This window comes from Faecalicoccus acidiformans (assembly GCF_014202635.1).
In the GTDB taxonomy this organism is placed as follows: domain Bacteria; phylum Bacillota_I; class Bacilli_A; order Erysipelotrichales; family Erysipelotrichaceae; genus Faecalicoccus; species Faecalicoccus acidiformans.
Map to the genome: position 1 here is coordinate 17,452 of NZ_JACHHD010000006.1, position 16,123 is coordinate 33,574.

The 16,123-nt window shown below is 40.8% G+C and carries 15 protein-coding genes; 11 read left to right on the top strand and 4 right to left on the bottom strand.

The annotated features are described in order from the left end of the window. The 5 genes from murB to HNQ43_RS03830 all read left to right on the top strand — a co-directional run bounded on the left by murB (window position 1) and on the right by HNQ43_RS03830 (window position 4,741). The gene (gene murB, locus HNQ43_RS03810; protein WP_183374943.1) at window positions 1–897 is read left to right on the top strand and encodes a UDP-N-acetylmuramate dehydrogenase; all 897 of its coding nucleotides are present in this window, start codon (window positions 1–3) and stop codon (window positions 895–897) included. A 71-nt stretch (window positions 898–968) separates the two neighbouring features. Beyond that, complete coding sequence (locus HNQ43_RS03815; RefSeq protein ID WP_183374945.1) at window positions 969–1,907, top strand: FtsQ-type POTRA domain-containing protein; 939 nt, start codon at window positions 969–971, stop codon at window positions 1,905–1,907. A gap of 44 nt (window positions 1,908–1,951) precedes the next feature. Then, window positions 1,952–2,311, top strand: a complete 360-nt coding sequence (locus HNQ43_RS03820) for an Asp23/Gls24 family envelope stress response protein (protein WP_183374947.1) — start codon at window positions 1,952–1,954, stop codon at window positions 2,309–2,311. 8 nt (window positions 2,312–2,319) lie between these two features. After that, on the top strand, window positions 2,320–3,954 hold the full coding sequence (locus HNQ43_RS03825) for a DAK2 domain-containing protein (protein WP_183374949.1): 1,635 nt from the start codon (window positions 2,320–2,322) through the stop codon (window positions 3,952–3,954). Window positions 3,955–4,009: 55 nt separating this feature from the next. After that, window positions 4,010–4,741, top strand: coding sequence for a metallophosphoesterase family protein (locus HNQ43_RS03830; RefSeq protein WP_183374951.1), 732 nt, complete (start codon window positions 4,010–4,012; stop codon window positions 4,739–4,741). Between the two features lie 15 nt (window positions 4,742–4,756). Here HNQ43_RS03830 and HNQ43_RS03835 read toward each other — a convergent pair whose 3' ends face one another. Both HNQ43_RS03835 and HNQ43_RS03840 read right to left on the bottom strand, forming a co-directional pair. Then, a complete protein-coding gene (locus tag HNQ43_RS03835; protein WP_183374953.1) occupies window positions 4,757–5,719 on the bottom strand; it encodes an L-lactate dehydrogenase in 963 nt (320 codons plus the stop codon). Window positions 5,720–5,966: 247 nt separating this feature from the next. Further along, window positions 5,967–7,094 carry a S1C family serine protease gene (locus tag HNQ43_RS03840; protein ID WP_183374955.1) on the bottom strand — a complete coding sequence of 376 codons (1,128 nt, stop codon included), beginning with the start codon at window positions 7,092–7,094 and terminating at the stop codon, window positions 5,967–5,969. A gap of 220 nt (window positions 7,095–7,314) precedes the next feature. Between HNQ43_RS03840 and HNQ43_RS03845 the strand changes: the two genes are divergently transcribed. Further along, window positions 7,315–8,442 (top strand): neurofilament protein, encoded by a 1,128-nt coding sequence (locus tag HNQ43_RS03845; RefSeq protein WP_183374957.1) that lies wholly within the window; start codon window positions 7,315–7,317, stop codon window positions 8,440–8,442. A gap of 72 nt (window positions 8,443–8,514) precedes the next feature. Beyond that, window positions 8,515–8,772, top strand: coding sequence for a hypothetical protein (locus HNQ43_RS03850; RefSeq protein ID WP_183374960.1), 258 nt, complete (start codon window positions 8,515–8,517; stop codon window positions 8,770–8,772). A gap of 3 nt (window positions 8,773–8,775) precedes the next feature. Here the strand turns inward: HNQ43_RS03850 and HNQ43_RS03855 are convergent, their stop codons facing one another. Both HNQ43_RS03855 and HNQ43_RS03860 read right to left on the bottom strand, forming a co-directional pair. Next, a complete protein-coding gene (locus HNQ43_RS03855) occupies window positions 8,776–9,780 on the bottom strand; it encodes an isocitrate/isopropylmalate dehydrogenase family protein (protein ID WP_183374962.1) in 1,005 nt (334 codons plus the stop codon). A gap of 17 nt (window positions 9,781–9,797) precedes the next feature. Continuing rightward, window positions 9,798–11,057: a citrate synthase gene (locus tag HNQ43_RS03860; RefSeq protein ID WP_183374963.1), complete on the bottom strand. Its 1,260-nt coding sequence runs from the start codon at window positions 11,055–11,057 to the stop codon at window positions 9,798–9,800. Window positions 11,058–11,152: 95 nt separating this feature from the next. Here HNQ43_RS03860 and HNQ43_RS03865 point away from each other — a divergent pair, with 95 nt between their 5' ends. From HNQ43_RS03865 to HNQ43_RS03880, 4 genes are all read left to right on the top strand, one after another. Then, a complete protein-coding gene (locus HNQ43_RS03865; protein WP_183374966.1) occupies window positions 11,153–13,072 on the top strand; it encodes an aconitate hydratase in 1,920 nt (639 codons plus the stop codon). 108 nt (window positions 13,073–13,180) lie between these two features. After that, window positions 13,181–14,320 carry an N-acetylglucosamine-6-phosphate deacetylase gene (gene nagA / locus HNQ43_RS03870; protein WP_183374968.1) on the top strand — a complete coding sequence of 380 codons (1,140 nt, stop codon included), beginning with the start codon at window positions 13,181–13,183 and terminating at the stop codon, window positions 14,318–14,320. 119 nt (window positions 14,321–14,439) lie between these two features. Further along, window positions 14,440–15,117: a transaldolase family protein gene (locus HNQ43_RS03875; protein ID WP_183374970.1), complete on the top strand. Its 678-nt coding sequence runs from the start codon at window positions 14,440–14,442 to the stop codon at window positions 15,115–15,117. Window positions 15,118–15,159: 42 nt separating this feature from the next. Further along, complete coding sequence (locus tag HNQ43_RS03880) at window positions 15,160–16,050, top strand: DMT family transporter (protein ID WP_183374972.1); 891 nt, start codon at window positions 15,160–15,162, stop codon at window positions 16,048–16,050. The last annotated feature ends 73 nt before the right edge of the window (window positions 16,051–16,123 follow it).

Consider the following 16,123-nt stretch of genomic DNA (forward strand, 5'->3'; position numbering starts at 1 on the left):
ATGACGATGAAAGAAAGATTAGAAGTTTATGGGGCAGTGCTATGCGAAGAGCCTATGAAGAAACACACGACCTATCGTATTGGCGGTCCGGTCGATTATTATATTTATCCGAAAAATGAAATGGCATTAATGCGGATCTTACAGATCTTAAAAGAAGAAAAACTGCCTTATTATATACTTGGAAGGGGATCAAACATCTTATGCAGCGATGCTCCTTTTCATGGCGCAATCATCAATCTGGATCGCACTTTGAATGATTTTTTCTTTGAAGACGATCATTTGATTGCCCAAGCGGGATGCTCGTTGATCAACTTATCTGTGGAAGCAATGAAACGTTCGCTAAGTGGTCTGGAATTTGCTTCCGGGATCCCTGGATCGATTGGCGGGGCTCTTTATATGAATGCAGGTGCCTATAAATCAGACATGGCATCGATTCTAAAAGGAGTTTTAGTGCTGCACGATCAGAAGATGGAATGGATGGATCCAAAAGATCTGGACTATAGTTATCGTCACTCTGCGTTTCAAAAAAACAAAGATTGGATTATTTTAGGCGGCTGCTTTCATTTGCAGCCATCGGATCAGAAAGAAATTCGAGAACTGATGGATTCTCGGCGGACAAGACGAATGGAATCTCAACCATTGGAAATGCCTTGTGCGGGAAGTGTTTTTCGTAATCCTGCATCGATTCCTGCGTGGAAGCTGGTCGAACAGCTTGGGCTTCGCGGTCATCAGATCGGAGGAGCGCAAGTGTCTTTAAAGCACGCTAATTTTATTGTGAATGCGGATAGAAAAGCGACATGTCAGGATGTTTTGGATTTGATTCAGTTGATCCAAACACGGGCAAAAGAAGAATATGGTATTGATCTGATCACAGAAGTGGAGCGCTTGATTTGGTAGGTCGTTTAAAAAAGCGAGAATTTCGTTTCAGTATTCGAACGACTTCCATCCTTTGCGTTCTCGTTTTTTGCATGTCTAGTTTTTTTGTTTACTTCTTTTCCGAAGATTCAAGAATCAAGGCTTTGGTTTGTACAGGGAATACCTTTTATTCTGATGCAGAGCTTTACCAGACTGCAAAGATTTCAACGCAGACAAGACCTTTACTGACGCCAAAGTTTGTCTTGGAAGATCGCCTAGAGAGTCTTCCTCTGGTTCAAAGCGCTTCTGTTTATCAAGAAGGCAAGATATTAAAAATAGAGATTACTGAGCAAACAGTTATTGGATATTATGTTTCTGAGAATAAGAATTATGCTCTGCCTTTAGAAGGTGATCCCATTGAAATTACAGAAGATCATCTGGAAGATATTGTGCATTTTCCTTTAATTGCCGGTTTTACAAAAAAACAAAGACAAAATCTCCAAAAACAATTTCAGGAACACCAAGATGTTTTAGGGAAAGAGATCATTGAGAAGATCGCAGAAATTGTTCCGTATGAATCCAGTTATGATGCCAATATGCTTCAAATCACGATGCAAGATGGAAATAAGATTTACACTTCATTGGATTCCTTGTATATGCTTTCGAACTATACGAGTTTGTTATCGTCTTTGCAAGGAGAAAATGCATGTCTTTTCTTAGATTCAGAAAATTCAGCAATCGAAAAAGTAAACTGTGATTCGTTTGATCCTTCAAAAAAAGAAGAAGATAAAAAAGAGCAGGAATCAGAAGAAAATTCTGAAGGCGAAGAAGCATCAGAAGAAACAGCAACCACGGATGAATCATTAGAAGAAGATGCATCTGCAGCAGAAGAACAGCCAGAGGATTATTATTCAACTGCGACAGATTGGGTCGTTGATGATAGCGCTTTTGGGATGCAGTATAGTGCTGCGCTGGATCTTTATTATGATCCTGGAACTTCAACTTATTATCGTTGGAATGAAACGACCTTATCGTTTGATGTGGTAAATTGATAGGGAATAGAGTATAATTATTTGTACGAACAGGAGGTATTTTTATGCCTATTAATAAGTCAACAGAATACGGACAAATTTCTATTTCTTTGGATGCGATCGCATCTTTAGCCGGCGGCGCCATCACAGAAAGCTACGGTGTGATTGGAATGACAAGTCAGAAGACGATCCGTGATGGATGGGCAGAATTGTTAAAGAAGGAAAATTATGCCCGCGGTGTCGTTGTAAGCCAGAAAGAAGAAGGCTTAGTGCTGGATCTATACATCATCGCTTTACAAGGGATTCGTTTAAGTGAAGTGGTGACAGAAGCCCAGAAACGAGTAAAATACGTCCTGGAAAAAACATTGGAAGTAAAATGCCTGGCAGTTAATATCTATGTTCAAGGCGTACGTTTAGAGAAGTAGGTGTAACGATGGAAAGTATCAACAGTGGATTGCTGAAGGATATGCTGAAATCAGGAATGAATAACCTGGCAAATCATTCAGCGGAGATCGATGCATTAAATGTGTTCCCCGTGCCAGATGGAGATACGGGAACAAATATGAATCTGACTTTCTCAAATGGAGTGAAGGATGCTTTAAAGGAAGATGCTCCTACAGTGGGAAAGATCTGTAAAACGCTGTCTCGCGGTTTGTTGATGGGGGCGCGGGGTAATTCTGGCGTCATCACATCACAGATCTTTAGAGGATTCTATCAGGCAGTGGAAGATCTGGAAGAGATCGATGCGATGCAGTTGGCGAATGCGCTTGTCAATGGATCTCGCGTGGCCTATCGTGCTGTTATGCGCCCTGTAGAAGGAACGATCTTGACCGTTGTTCGAGAAGCGGCGGATTATACATATGCATACACAGTGACTGAAGAAGTTGAAGATTGTGTAGCTGTTATGCAGAAAATGGTGGAGGAAGCCAATGAATCCTTATTAAGAACCCCGGAACTTCTTCCTGTTTTAGAGGAAGTCGGCGTTGTGGATAGCGGAGGAAAAGGTTTATGTGTGATTCTTGAAGGTTTCTTATCCGCTTTAAAGGGTGAAGTTGTTGAACTTAGCGAGAGTACATCGAATGTAGATGCTTCTCAGACGCGCGTAGAGGGCCAGGAAGAAGAGTATGGATTCTGTACTGAATTTATCTTGCGATTAAACGAAAACGGTATGCGTCATTTTTCCGAAGAACAATTTAGGGAAGAACTGGCAACGATTGGAAATTCGATCGTTTGTGTGCAAGATGAAGATTTGGTAAAAGTGCATGTTCACACTTTAGAACCGAAAACGGCGATTAAAATGGGGAAACGACAAGGTCGTTTTGTGAAATTAAAAGTAGAAAACATGCAAGAACAGCATGACAACATCTTGGAAAAAGAAGAGACTCTGCCAGAATCAGCACCGCAAGAACACAAGAAATACGCTATTATCACTGTGGCACCAGGATCTGGAGTCGATGCGATGTTCAAAGAACTGCGGGCTGATGTCGTGATAGGCGGTGGCCAGACTATGAATCCGAGCACAGAGGATTTTGTCAGTGCTATTGCAAAGCTGAATGCAGATCATATTCTGATCTTGCCAAATAATTCCAACATTGTATTGGCGGCACAACAGGCACAGCAAGTTTGTGAAGATCAAGATATTCATGTATTACCTACAAAGACGATTCCACAAGGGCTCAGTGCTTGCGTGATGTTTAATCCAGAAGTTGAATTAGAAGAGAACCTGGAAGAAATGCAGGAAGCAATCGATCATGTTAAGTCGGGAGAAGTCACTTATGCGATCAAGGATACGACTTACGAAGGATTGGAAATCAAGAAAGATGAATACATGGGAATCTTTGGAAAAGATATCGTTGTTTCTTGTCCGGATTGTTTAGAAGCAACAAAACGTTTAGTAGATCGGATGCTAGATGAGGACAGTGAACTTGTCACTTTGATCTATGGGCAAGAGTCCAATGAAGAACAGGCACAGGTGATCGCTGACTATATTGAAGAAATCAGTGAAGCAGAAGTCGAGATTCATGACGGTAAACAGCCTGTCTACTCATTTATTCTAGGAGTTGAATAAAACTAGTGCCTGAGAAATCAGGCACTTTCTATGTTTTTAGGAGTTTTACAGATTTATGATTTATTTGACAAGTGATACGCATCGTGAAATCGACATTCATAAGATCAATCCCGATGAGTTTAAAGAAGGATTACAGATGAATCGGGATGATTATTTGATTATTTGTGGCGATTTTGGATGTATTTGGGATGGTGCCAGCGGCGATCGCTTTTGGCTCAATTGGTTGGAAACTCTGCCTTGGACGACCTTATTTATCGATGGCAATCATGAGAATTTTGATGTTTTGAAATCTTACCCTGTAGAAGAATGGAAGGGCGGCAAGGTGCATCGTATCCGCGAGAATATCTATCATTTACAAAGAGGAGAGATTTTTCAGCTTCAGGGAGAGACATTCTTTGCCTTTGGCGGAGGCTATTCTCATGATCGGATGTATCGTACAGAGCACAAGAATTGGTGGGCAGAAGAGATTTGTGATCAAAGAGAATGCCAAAATGCTTTGAAAAATCTGGAACGGGTTGGCTGGAAGGTAGATTATGTTCTCACCCACGATGTGTTCGCATCGCATCCTTTTTCAAAACGTTATTCTGTTTCGATGGATGGGTATCCTGCGGAAACTGTAGAATTGCATTCTTTTTTAGATAAAATAGAAAAGAAATTAGATTATCAAATTTGGTTTCACGGACATTATCATGTGGATGATCTGATCTGGACGAAAGAACAAAGACCTGTTATCAGTTTGTTTGATCGAGTTGTGAGATTAGATAGAATCAAAACGGACCTTCGATAAGAAAGTCCGTTTTTTTTAAAGAATGTCACCTAAATTGTCTTCGATTGTTTTTCTTAATGTATCAAAAGAATTGTTGAATCGTTGCTGATCGTTTTCATTGAGTGGCAATTTTACAATCTGTTCCACTCCATTAGATCCTACAACACTTGGAGTTCCGATAAAATATCCTTCTCGACCATATTCTCCGTTTTGATAACTGGAAACAGGAAGAATAGCTCTTTCGTTATTCAAGATACAAGAAACGATTCGTTTTAAGGCCAAACCGATTCCATAATAGGTTGCACGTTTGAGATCGATGATCTTATATGCTTTGTCACGTACATCAATATAAATGTTTTGGAGTTCGCTAAGATCAATATCGTTTTCATCCAGATATTCCAACAAGTTCTTGGCTCCAATATATGAATGGATCCATGGTACGAAGCTGGAATCCCCATGTTCTCCCATGATATAGGCGTGAATGTTAGAATCTGCGAAGCCTAAACGTTCGCTCAAAGCGTGTCGTAAACGAGCAGTGTCTAAAACAGTTCCTGAACCGATGACATGGTTTTTAGGAAGACCGCTTGTCTTCCATGCGACATAGGTCATGATATCAACCGGGTTGTTGGCTACGACCAGCAGACCGTTAAAATTGTTTTTCTTTAATTCTTCACAAACACCCTTTGTGATGTTGGCGTTGATTTTGACTAAGTCTAGGCGGGACTGTCCTGGCTTTTGGGCCGCTCCTGCCGTTAAGACAACGATGTTGGTGTCTTGTGCATCGGCATATGATCCAGCTGTGATCTTCATTTTTGTGTTGGCGTAAAGAAGACCATCGCTCAGATCCATCTGTTCTCCTTTGGCTTTATCGGCATTCACATCCACCAATACAAGCTCATCAATCCCTTTTTCAGATAAAAGAGAATAGGCGAAACTCATGCCGACAAAACCGGTACCCACCAACATTATTTTTCTTTTTTGGATTTTTTCCTGATTCATTTTTTGAGTACCTCCTCTGTTTGATTCTATGCTCATTATAGTGCATTTTCATAGCCAAAACAAACTAAATACTTAAAAATGCATCTGTATCATTGAATTGAAAAAGACCATTGCCCATATCAGAGGAAAAGTTGAAAAAAAAGCAGTAGATAAGCTTGTTTTAAGTCGGATCATGAGCTAAAGAAGATAAAATGGATCAATCTTTTTTGTACAAAAAGTGTAAAAAAAAAAGAGATCATAAGATCTCTTAAGAAGACTGTTGTCCCAGGGTGACAGTAACGGTTTGAGTTTCGCCATCTCTATCAATTACCATCTCGACCCGATCGCCAATCTGATGTTCTCTTAAAATGGCTTTGACTTCGGCAGAAGTGCTGACTTCTTCACCATCGAATTGAACGATACGATCACCTTGCTGAAGTCCGGCTTGATCTCCGGCACCGCCTTGTACAACTTGAACAATATAGACTCCGTCTTGCATATCACTATTTCCAAGACTTTGACCGGAAGAGTAATCATATAAAGAGACATTCAAAGCAGGACGGCTGGTCACGGATCCGTTTTCAATCAGTTCGTCGATAATATCTAAAGCACCGTTGATAGGAATAGCGAATCCTAGACCCTCGATACCGGTTTGGCTTTCTTTTGCGTTAACGATACCGATTAGATTGCCGTTGCCATCAAAGAGTCCGCCTCCAGAATTTCCGGGGTTAATGGCTGCATCTGTCTGTAACAGTGTCATGGTTTCGTTTTCTACGGTAATTTCACGGTCTAAAGCCGAGATGATTCCGGTTGTCACTGTACCGCCCAGTTCGCCTAAAGGGTTTCCAATCGCAATGGCTGCATCACCGACTTGAAGGCTATCGCTGTCACCGATCGTTGCCGGGACAAGATTATTGGCATCAATTTTGATCACTGCCAAGTCAGTTTGACTGTCTGTTCCTACCAATTGTGCGTTATATTGATCGCCGCTTGCCAGAGTCACAACGATGGAAGTAGCCCCTTCAATGACGTGATTGTTGGTGATGATATATCCATCTTCACTAAAAATGACACCACTGCCGGCTCCTTGTTGAATGTATTGACCAAAGATGCTGTTTCCGCTTGAAACGGATTCCGTAGTGATCTCGACAACGCTGGGGCCACATTTGCTGGCGATATCGCTGACATCGCGAATCACTGAGCCGGATGTAGAGTTTCCGGATTGCTGATTGATCGTAATTCCAGAAGAAGACCCTATGTTATTAGCTAAATAAGATCCTCCAAATCCAGCAAGACCGCATAGCAAGATCACGCCAATACGAATGCCGGTCACTTTATTGAAATGAACTTTTTTCTTGGGCTGAAACTCAGGTGGAATGTTTTGATTTTGATTCATGAAAAAACCTCCTTTATATATCAAAAGGATTTCAGTCGATTCCTTTTTACTTTATGGAGGTAGTATACAACTGAAATATGTCAAAAAACAAATCATAAACATGTGAAATTTTAAGAATATTGCACTAAAAAATCAAAAAAATGTGAAAAGTTTGGACATTTTCTGTTTTTGCTTCGTTTAAAAGTGTTATACTTTAAAGGTAGTACAAGGAGGATCTGATATGCCCGCAAAGAAAACGCAGACAAAAAGTACGACGGAAAAGAAAGGAACCAAGATCGTTGAAGAAACCAAGAAAACAAAGACGGCAGGAACGAAAACTGCGAAAAAAACAACGTCGAGTTCAAAAACAACAACGAAAGCTAAAAAGGCAAGTCCGAAGACAGAAACTCTCAAAAATACTCAAGCTGGCGTGGAAACTAAGACCGAAAAAACAGCCGTGAAAAAAACGGCGGCCAAGAAAACTGCAACGAAAAAAGCGCCAGTGAAAAAAGCACCTGAAAAGAAGACTGCAACAAAGACAAAAAAAGCTGATAAAATCGCTCAATATGAACAATTTTCACTGGATACATGCATCGATATGGCGCGTGCCATGGGAATTGAAATGGGATATGATCAATACGCTTCCATGCTTTTGGAAGAAGCGGATGAAAAAAAGATCGCTAAATCGATTTTGGATACATATCAACTGAATGCTAAAAGTTACAGTTTCGATGAAGATGGATACGATGTTGATTTGATTCCGGTTCTGGTTTCCAAAGTAGCTGGTACCGTGGATATCAAAGCCAGTGATTTTGCTCTGATGCAAAAAGAGATTCAAGATCATGCACAATATGAGATCTTAGCAGATGGTTTAGCTAACAATGATGAATATAGTGCTGCTTTTGATCTAGTTAAGCGCTTGTTGATGATTGCTCAGCATAAAGGGCTCACGACGATGGAGCAACTGGCTGGTATCGTGAAAGAAGATGCTACGACAATGATTGGAAAATTCATGGATGTAGCTTATGTTGTACTGAAAAATTGGCAGTATGATGATGTGAAATATTATGAAAACTTCCTCTATGCCTTATTAAGTCAGTTTGAAGATCTATATCAGATTTATGAGACTCGTGCCATGATGGATATTGCTGATTTATATATCGAACATGGTGATTATGGATTAGGGGATGCCAATTATGGATATATCCTTCGTGAAAACGAGATCAAAGATATGATTTATTACCGCTATGCGAATGCGTATAGAGATATTGATCGTGAAAAATCACGTGCCATCTGTAATGAAGCATTACAGTATGTAGATGACCGATATACCTATTATCCGCAGATCATAGAGTTGTTGGAGAACTAAGGTTCTCCTTTTTTTCTTGATTTCTTGAAAAAGCTTGGTATCATATATAAGAAATTAAGCGAGGTGTATTACATGGCTACTCAGTCAAAGATCCCGGAATGGATCTTACAGTGTCTGGATCAGTATGGAAACTGTGCATGCGGACGAGCAATCACAAAAAAATTAGGCAAGGATAAACTTTTAGAAGAATTAGAAGCTTTGGGATATCCTTGTACCTTAGAGATTTTGGCCGATCAGAAAGAAAAGGCTGCTTATCCTAAGGACGGGACATATATCCTGACAATGAAAACCGAAGATTATTATACAGAAGAAGACGATGAAGAATATTAAACTTCATCGTCTTATTTCTTGTAGAATGGCCTCAACAAATTCTTTTGTGGATGCCTGGCCTCCCAAATCTGGAGTCAATGCCTGTTTTTTTGAAAAGACTTGATCCAAAGCAGTTCGAATAGTTTTTGCAGTTTTTATTTGTCCTATATCGTCTAACATCATGCAGCTGCTCAACAAGAGTGCTGTCGGATTGGCAATTCCTTTGCCGGCGATATCAGGGGCTGAACCATGGACGGCTTCGTACATAGCATATTCGTCTCCTTTGTTGCAGCTTGGCAACAGACCTAAGCCGCCAATCAAACCACTGGTCAGATCACTGATGATGTCACCATAAAGATTGGGCATGACCATAACATCGAATTGTTGGGGATGCATCACCAGCTGCATACAAGTGTTGTCTACGATCAAGTCGTTTGCCTGGATCTCGGGATAATCTTTGGCAATTTCTTGAAATAAGGACAGAAACAAGCCGTCAGTTTGTTTCAAGATATTTGCTTTATGTACACATGTGCATTTTTTACGATGATGCCGGCGGCAATATTCAAAAGCTGCTCGAATGATTCTTTGGCTCGCCGTGCGTGTGATCTTTTTGATAGCGATCACAGTATCTTCGTCAATTTTCTTTTCTTCGCCGATATAGAGGTCTTCGGTATTCTCGCGGAACGTAACGATATCTATATTTTTATAGAGCGTATCTAAACAAGGATTTGATTTTGCGGGACGAATATTTGCCCAAAGATCGAATTGATTTCTGAGAGTGACATTCAAAGAACGGAAGCCTTTCCCAATTGGTGTTGTGATAGGAGATTTCAATAAGATCTTATTTTGGCGAAAAGATTCCAATCCATTCTCCGGAATAAAAAATCCGGTTTTATGATATACCGCTTCTCCCACATCAAAGATCTCGAAGGCAAGGTCTGCTTTTGCTTCTTGTAATATTGTCAGGACGGCATCGGTAATCTCGGGACCGATACCGTCGCCGCGAAATACTGTAATTGTCTGAGTCATATCTGTGTTTCCTTTCTTTATTCATCGCCTACATATACATTGGCAGGACGAATCAATTTGCGATTGTTTTGACGATTTTCCAAGTGATGCGCAACCCATCCGGATGTTCTGGCCATTCCAAATAAGGGCGTGAATAAGCTTTCTTCAATCCCTAATAAAGAGTAGGCAAATCCGGAATAAAAGTCGACGTTGGCACAAGTTTCGATGTGCTTGATTTTGCGCATTTGATATAATGCGGCTTTTTCAAATGCCTCTAAAGTGCGGAATTCATCCATTTTGCCTTTCTCTCGGGCAAGGCTTTTGCAGGCAGTCTTGATCAACTGACAGCGAGGATCGCTTTTTGTATAGATCGCATGACCTATTCCGTAAATCAAGCCAGCATGATCAAAAAAGTCTTTTTCCAGAAGTCGCTTGGCGATTTTGCGCAATATCTTTTCATCCGTTGTGACACCATATTCTTCAAAGATGGCATTGAACATGGCGCTTGTTTTGATGTTTGCTCCTCCGTGCCGAGGTCCTTTTAAGGAGCCTAAGGCAGCACTGATGCATGAATAGATGTCAGTCCCCGTACTGGACATGACGACATTGGTAAAAGTGGAGTTATTTCCGCCTCCATGATCGGCATGAAGCATAAACAATAGATCTAAGATCGAGGCTTCCAAATCTGAATAGTGTGTATTGCCGCGAATAATGCATAATACATTTTCAGCGATTCCTTTATCTGGTAAAGGATATTTATCGATCTTTTCTTTTTTATAATGACTCAGCATGAATAGAGGCATACTGGCCAAAATGTAGATTCCTTTCAACATCCGTTGTTCTAAGGTGTCGCTGTCAGGATCTTGATCATCTCCATAGAGTTTTAAAACTTCAATTTGGATCGCATTCAGAAGATTTGAGGTTTTATACTGGATGTCAACTTGACTGGCATCCGCGGTTTTGATGAGTTCTTTGTGAAAATCTAAAAGTTGTCGATGCGTCGGAAGTTTACCGAAGATCAATAAAAAAGCGGTCATCTCAAAACCAAGGTTTTCTTTTGATCGATGTTGGGCCAGTTCTTCAATGTCGTAGCCGCGATAGACCAGACGGCCTTGAACGTGAGTTTTCTTGCCGTGCTCTACCTTATAACCTACGACATCGCTGATCTTGGTCAGTCCCACTTTAACGCCTGTACCATTTTCGTTTCGCAAACCCGCTTTAACATGGTATTTACCATAAAGAGAAGGGTCGATCCGATTGATCGTTTCGTTTTCTAGATAGATCTCTTTCAGATTCATCGTTTCAATTTCCTTTCATTGATTTTCATATTATATCATAATCTTTCATTTATTTTCATTTTTTGATATAATAAGCGACATGAAGGAGAAAAAATATGGAAAATCTAACGCATAAGATCTTGAAAGCACATATAATCCGCGGGGAAATGATTCCTGGAGAACCGATTGAGATTCGAATTGATCAAACATTGACACAAGATGCGACAGGGACCATGGCCTATATGCAATTTGAAGCGATGGGTCTTCCTAGTGTTAAGACAGAATTGTCAGTGAGCTATGTTGACCACAATACTCTGCAGAGTGGATATATGAATGCGGATGATCATGCTTACCTGCAAAGCGTAGCCTCAAAGTACGGCATTGTTTTTTCAAAACCAGGGAATGGAATCTGCCATCAAGTGCACTTGGAACGGTTTGCGAAACCCGGAAAGACCTTGATCGGAAGCGATTCCCATACGCCTACCAGTTCAGCAATGGGATGCTTGGCAATCGGAGCAGGTGGCTTGGATGTCGCAAAGGCGATGGCGGGGTATCCTTATCGTTTGACGATGCCTAAGGTCGTAGAAGTCCGTTTGATTGGATCTTTACGACATGGTGTTTCCAGTAAAGATATCATTTTAGAATTATTACGAAGATTATCTGTTAAGGGCGGAGTTGGTAAAGTCTTTGAGTATACCGGAGATGCTTTAAAAACGTTGAGCGTGTATCAAAGAGCAACAATCACCAATATGGGTGCTGAATTAGGGGCGACCACGTCGATATTTCCTAGTGATGAAAAAACAAAAGAGTTTTTAGAAAAACAGGGAAGACCAGAGGATTATCGTCCTTTGCAGGCGGATCTTCAGGCTAGTTATGATGAAACAATTGAAATTGACTTGAGCCAGTTAAAGCCGATGGCAGCATGTCCAAATTCTCCGGATGCGGTTCGCCCGATCACAGAATTAGCAGGAATCAAAGTAGATCAGGTTGCCATTGGATCGTGTACGAACTCGGGTTATGAAGATTTGATGAAAGCGGCAATGATCTTAAAAGGAAAAAAAGTGTCACCGCATGTTTCCTTGATTATCTCGCCGGGCTCTCGTCAGGTGCTCTTGAAACTGATTCAAAGCGGTTCACTGCAGATCTTTATCCAGGCGGGAGCCAGAATATTAGAGTGTACTTGCGGACCTTGTATCGGCATGGGACAAAGTCCAAAAACCGAAGGAGTTTCAATCCGTACGTTTAATCGAAATTTCTATGGACGATCTGGTACCTTATCGGCGAAAGTCTATTTGACCTCTCCGGAAGTGGCTGCTGCCAGTGCTGTCAGCGGTGTATTCACAGATCCGTCAATGATCGCATATGAAGATGATTTTCCACCGGAGCCGCAGATCATTGATGACGGCATGATTCTTTACCCTAGTCGTGATCCGGATTCTGTTGAAATCATTCGAGGGCCGAATATCAAGCCGATTCCTCAAAACACTGCGATGCCGTCTTCTCTGAGTAAAAAAGTTGTGATAAAACTTGGAGATAATATTACGACCGACCATATTGCCCCTGCCGGAGCCGAGGTGTTGCCTTACCGTTCAAATATTGAGAAATTATCAACGTTTGTTTTTAAAAACAATAAGCCAGATTTTTACGATGTTTGCCAGAACAACCATGGCGGTATTATTGTTGCGGGAGAAAACTATGGTCAAGGTTCGAGTCGTGAACACGCTGCTTTGGCACCGATGTATTTAGGCATCAAAGCAGTCCTTTGTAAGTCGTTTGCGCGAATCCACAAAGCAAATCTCATCAATTTCGGCATACTTCCTTTGATCTTTGAGAATCCGGAAGATTATGACAAGATTCAGGAGATGGATACTTTACAGCTTTCTGATTTGAAGAATCTATACACTCAACGTTCACTAGAAATCTATGATCAGACAAGCGGCCAAAAGATTCGTTGTCGTGTGGAATGTACCGATGCGGATCTGGATTTGATCATGGCTGGCGGTGCCCTAAACTATATTCGACAAAACGCTTCTTGAGAAAGGAGCGTTTTTTGTACAAAAAACCCATTAAAAAGTGTAACAGGATGGTCGTCAAAGCGCTTTCAGAAAAGGTATAATAATACTGAAGAAAAGAGGTAAATAATCATGATCTTACAAAGTACAAGAGTCTGGGTTTTGAATAATTGGTTAGAAGCTCAGATCGAGATTGAAGATGGAAAGATTCAGGAAATCTATCCATATGGAACGAAACCAGTCGATAAGGATTACGGAGATAAGCGAATTGTCCCTGGATTCATCGATGTGCATACGCATGGAGCTTATGGCTTTGATACCAATGATGCCGAAGAAGAAGGTTTGCGTAACTGGATGAAAAACATCGTTAAGGAAGGGGTAACAGGCATTTTGCCGACGACAATCACGCAAAGTGAAGAAGTGCTGACGAATGCAGTCAAAAATGTTGCGAAAGTAGTACGCGAAGGTTATGAAGGAGCTGAGATCTTAGGAATTCATTTTGAAGGACCTTATTTGGATCAAGTCTATAAAGGAGCTCAGCCAGAGCAATATTGTGTTAAACCGGATGTGGAACAATTCCAGCGATACTATGAAGCCAGCGATCATTTGATCAAAGTTGTTACGATGGCTTGTGAACATGATGAAGGATATGCTTTGACACGTTTCTGCGTGGATCATGACATCGTAGTCAGCCAAGGTCATTCTGGAGCTACTTATGATCAGGCTCGCATGGCTATTGCTCATGGAGCTAAAAGCATGACGCATGTCTATAATGGTATGACGAAGTTCCATCATCGTGATCCGGGATTGGTTGGTGCAGCTTTCCGTTTCCGGGACGTATATGGTGAGATCATTTGCGATGGCAATCACTCTACCTATGATGCTTTGAATGATTATTTTACAGCGAAAGGACCAAATTATTCGGTTATGATCACCGATTCTTTAATGGTCAAAGGATTGCCGGCCGGCACAAAAACTTTATTTGGCGGCAATGAAATTGAGCTGTATGAAGATGGAAGTGCTCACTTGACGGATACGAAAGGATTGGCTGGTTCGACATTGAATGTCAATAAAGGCCTGCAGATCTTAGTAGAAAAGGCTTTGGTTCCTTGGCAGACGGCAATCAATGCCTGCACGATCAATCCGGCTCGCATGATTGGTGTGGATGATCGTAAGGGAAGTATCCAGACGGGTAAAGATGCAGATTTGGTCGTATTGAATGATGACTATAGTGTAGAAATGACATATACGAAGGGAAAAGAAGCTTTCTAAATCGAATGATGGGCCGATACTATATCGGCCTTTTTCTTTCAAACAATAAAAAACAATAAAAAATAATAGACAATCAGTGGTGATTCTGGTATATTAAAGGTACTTAGGAGGAATGAAACATGGAATTGATTATCGATTCAGCTGATATTCAAAAAATCAAAAAATTAAATGAACTTTGTACCGTTTCAGGAGTGACCACAAATCCATCGATCTTGACTAAATCAGGCCGTGAGGCTATGGATGTGATTCACGATTTGCTGGCTATATTAAGCGATGACCAGAAATTGTTTATCCAGGTTGTGAAAACCGATTATGAAGGGATCATGGAAGAGGCGGAAAGAATTGCTGCATTACGACCTAAAAATATGTATGTTAAGATTCCGGTGACTCATGATGGTCTAAAGGCGATCAAGGAGTGTAAAAAACGCGGAATTCATACTTTGGCAACAGCTATTTATTCAGCAGAACAAGGATTTTTGGCTGCTTGTAACGGGGCGGATTACTTGGCACCTTATGTAAATCGGATGTGCAATTATGGCGATGGAGTACAAACCACGAAAGATCTGATTGAGATGCTGAAAGTCAACGGATTGCCGACAAAAGTTGTAGCGGCAAGTTTTAAAAATACATACCAAGTTCATGAATTGATCAAAGCAGGAATTCAGGCGGTAACTGTACCATGTGATGTTTTATTCAATATGATCAATCATCCGGCTACTACGATTGCGGTTGGTGAATTTACAATGGATTGGCAAAGAGCCTACCAGCGTAAACAATTGTTCCCAGAGGCAGAATAATCTGCCTTTTTTTTATATTTGTTCTTTTGTATAATAGGGGACATGAGACAAAAAGGATTTTTACTTTGCGGACTCAGTGCCATAAGTTTTGGCTTTGTTCCCTTATTCACTAAAGTTGTGATGCAGGAGGGAATGGATGTTGTCGCCATCGGTTTTTTCCGTTTCTTAGGGCTAGGTCTTTTTTCTTTGGGGATGATCCGGCTTCAAAAGCGTCCTTTTTCAATAGAAATCAAACGATTCCCGGCCATTGTGGCAGATTCTTTTTTTCAGGTTGTGACCATGCTTCTATTAAGCGCTTCTTACTTGTTTATTCCTACGGGCAATGCTACTTCGCTTCATTTTATGTATCCTGTTTTTGTCTTTTTGATCTTATATCTTTATTATAAGAATCGCTTTTCAGGAATGCAGTGGCTTGCCTTGGTCTTATGTGCTGCAGGTATCGTTTGTTTTATTGATTTTGATAATATGAACAACTGGATAGGGATGGGCATTGCCATCGCATCGGGACTGACATATGCGATATATATGGTGATCTTGGATAAACAAGGTCTGGCGCAAATTGACCCCTTTGTTTTGTCGTTTATCGGTTGTGTTTTGGAAACAGTCTTTTTGGCGATACTGGGGCTAGGGATGGGAAGTTTTCATTTGTCCTTAAATGCTTCAGGTGTTTTAAGTCTTGTGATTTTAGCTGGCTTATCCGTTTGCGGAACTTTATTGTTGCAGGTCGGGACCAGATACATTGGATCAGGAATGGCTTCTTTGTTTTGCCTGTTTGAACCATTGACATCACTGATTTGTGGCTGGATGATCTTGAAAGATCCGCTTCGCTGGGGATCCGTACTTGGATGTCTTTTGATTTTTGGCGGGATTTTATTGATCTTAAAACCTCCAAAACGATCACAGATGAAAAAAATCAAGTGGATCAAAAAATGATCTGCTTTTTTAATATTTAGCACTTTATACTTGCGAGTGCTAAATAATGTGCTATAATACTCTTAGCACATGG

Bases quoted from the DNA above. Each gene is read 5' to 3' on its own strand.
- murB (WP_183374943.1), top strand. From the start codon at position 1: ATGACGATGAAAGAAAGATTAGAAGTTTATGGGGCAGTGCTATGCGAA.
- HNQ43_RS03845 (WP_183374957.1), top strand. From the start codon at position 7,315: ATGCCCGCAAAGAAAACGCAGACAAAAAGTACGACGGAAAAGAAAGGA.
- HNQ43_RS03835 (WP_183374953.1), bottom strand. From the start codon at position 5,719: ATGAATCAGGAAAAAATCCAAAAAAGAAAAATAATGTTGGTGGGTACC.
- HNQ43_RS03875 (WP_183374970.1), top strand. From the start codon at position 14,440: ATGGAATTGATTATCGATTCAGCTGATATTCAAAAAATCAAAAAATTA.
- HNQ43_RS03855 (WP_183374962.1), bottom strand. From the start codon at position 9,780: ATGACTCAGACAATTACAGTATTTCGCGGCGACGGTATCGGTCCCGAG.
- HNQ43_RS03825 (WP_183374949.1), top strand. From the start codon at position 2,320: ATGGAAAGTATCAACAGTGGATTGCTGAAGGATATGCTGAAATCAGGA.
- HNQ43_RS03820 (WP_183374947.1), top strand. From the start codon at position 1,952: ATGCCTATTAATAAGTCAACAGAATACGGACAAATTTCTATTTCTTTG.
- HNQ43_RS03880 (WP_183374972.1), top strand. From the start codon at position 15,160: ATGAGACAAAAAGGATTTTTACTTTGCGGACTCAGTGCCATAAGTTTT.
- HNQ43_RS03840 (WP_183374955.1), bottom strand. From the start codon at position 7,094: ATGAATCAAAATCAAAACATTCCACCTGAGTTTCAGCCCAAGAAAAAA.
- HNQ43_RS03830 (WP_183374951.1), top strand. From the start codon at position 4,010: ATGATTTATTTGACAAGTGATACGCATCGTGAAATCGACATTCATAAG.
- HNQ43_RS03860 (WP_183374963.1), bottom strand. From the start codon at position 11,057: ATGAATCTGAAAGAGATCTATCTAGAAAACGAAACGATCAATCGGATC.
- HNQ43_RS03850 (WP_183374960.1), top strand. From the start codon at position 8,515: ATGGCTACTCAGTCAAAGATCCCGGAATGGATCTTACAGTGTCTGGAT.
- HNQ43_RS03865 (WP_183374966.1), top strand. From the start codon at position 11,153: ATGGAAAATCTAACGCATAAGATCTTGAAAGCACATATAATCCGCGGG.
- nagA (WP_183374968.1), top strand. From the start codon at position 13,181: ATGATCTTACAAAGTACAAGAGTCTGGGTTTTGAATAATTGGTTAGAA.
- HNQ43_RS03815 (WP_183374945.1), top strand. From the start codon at position 969: ATGTCTAGTTTTTTTGTTTACTTCTTTTCCGAAGATTCAAGAATCAAG.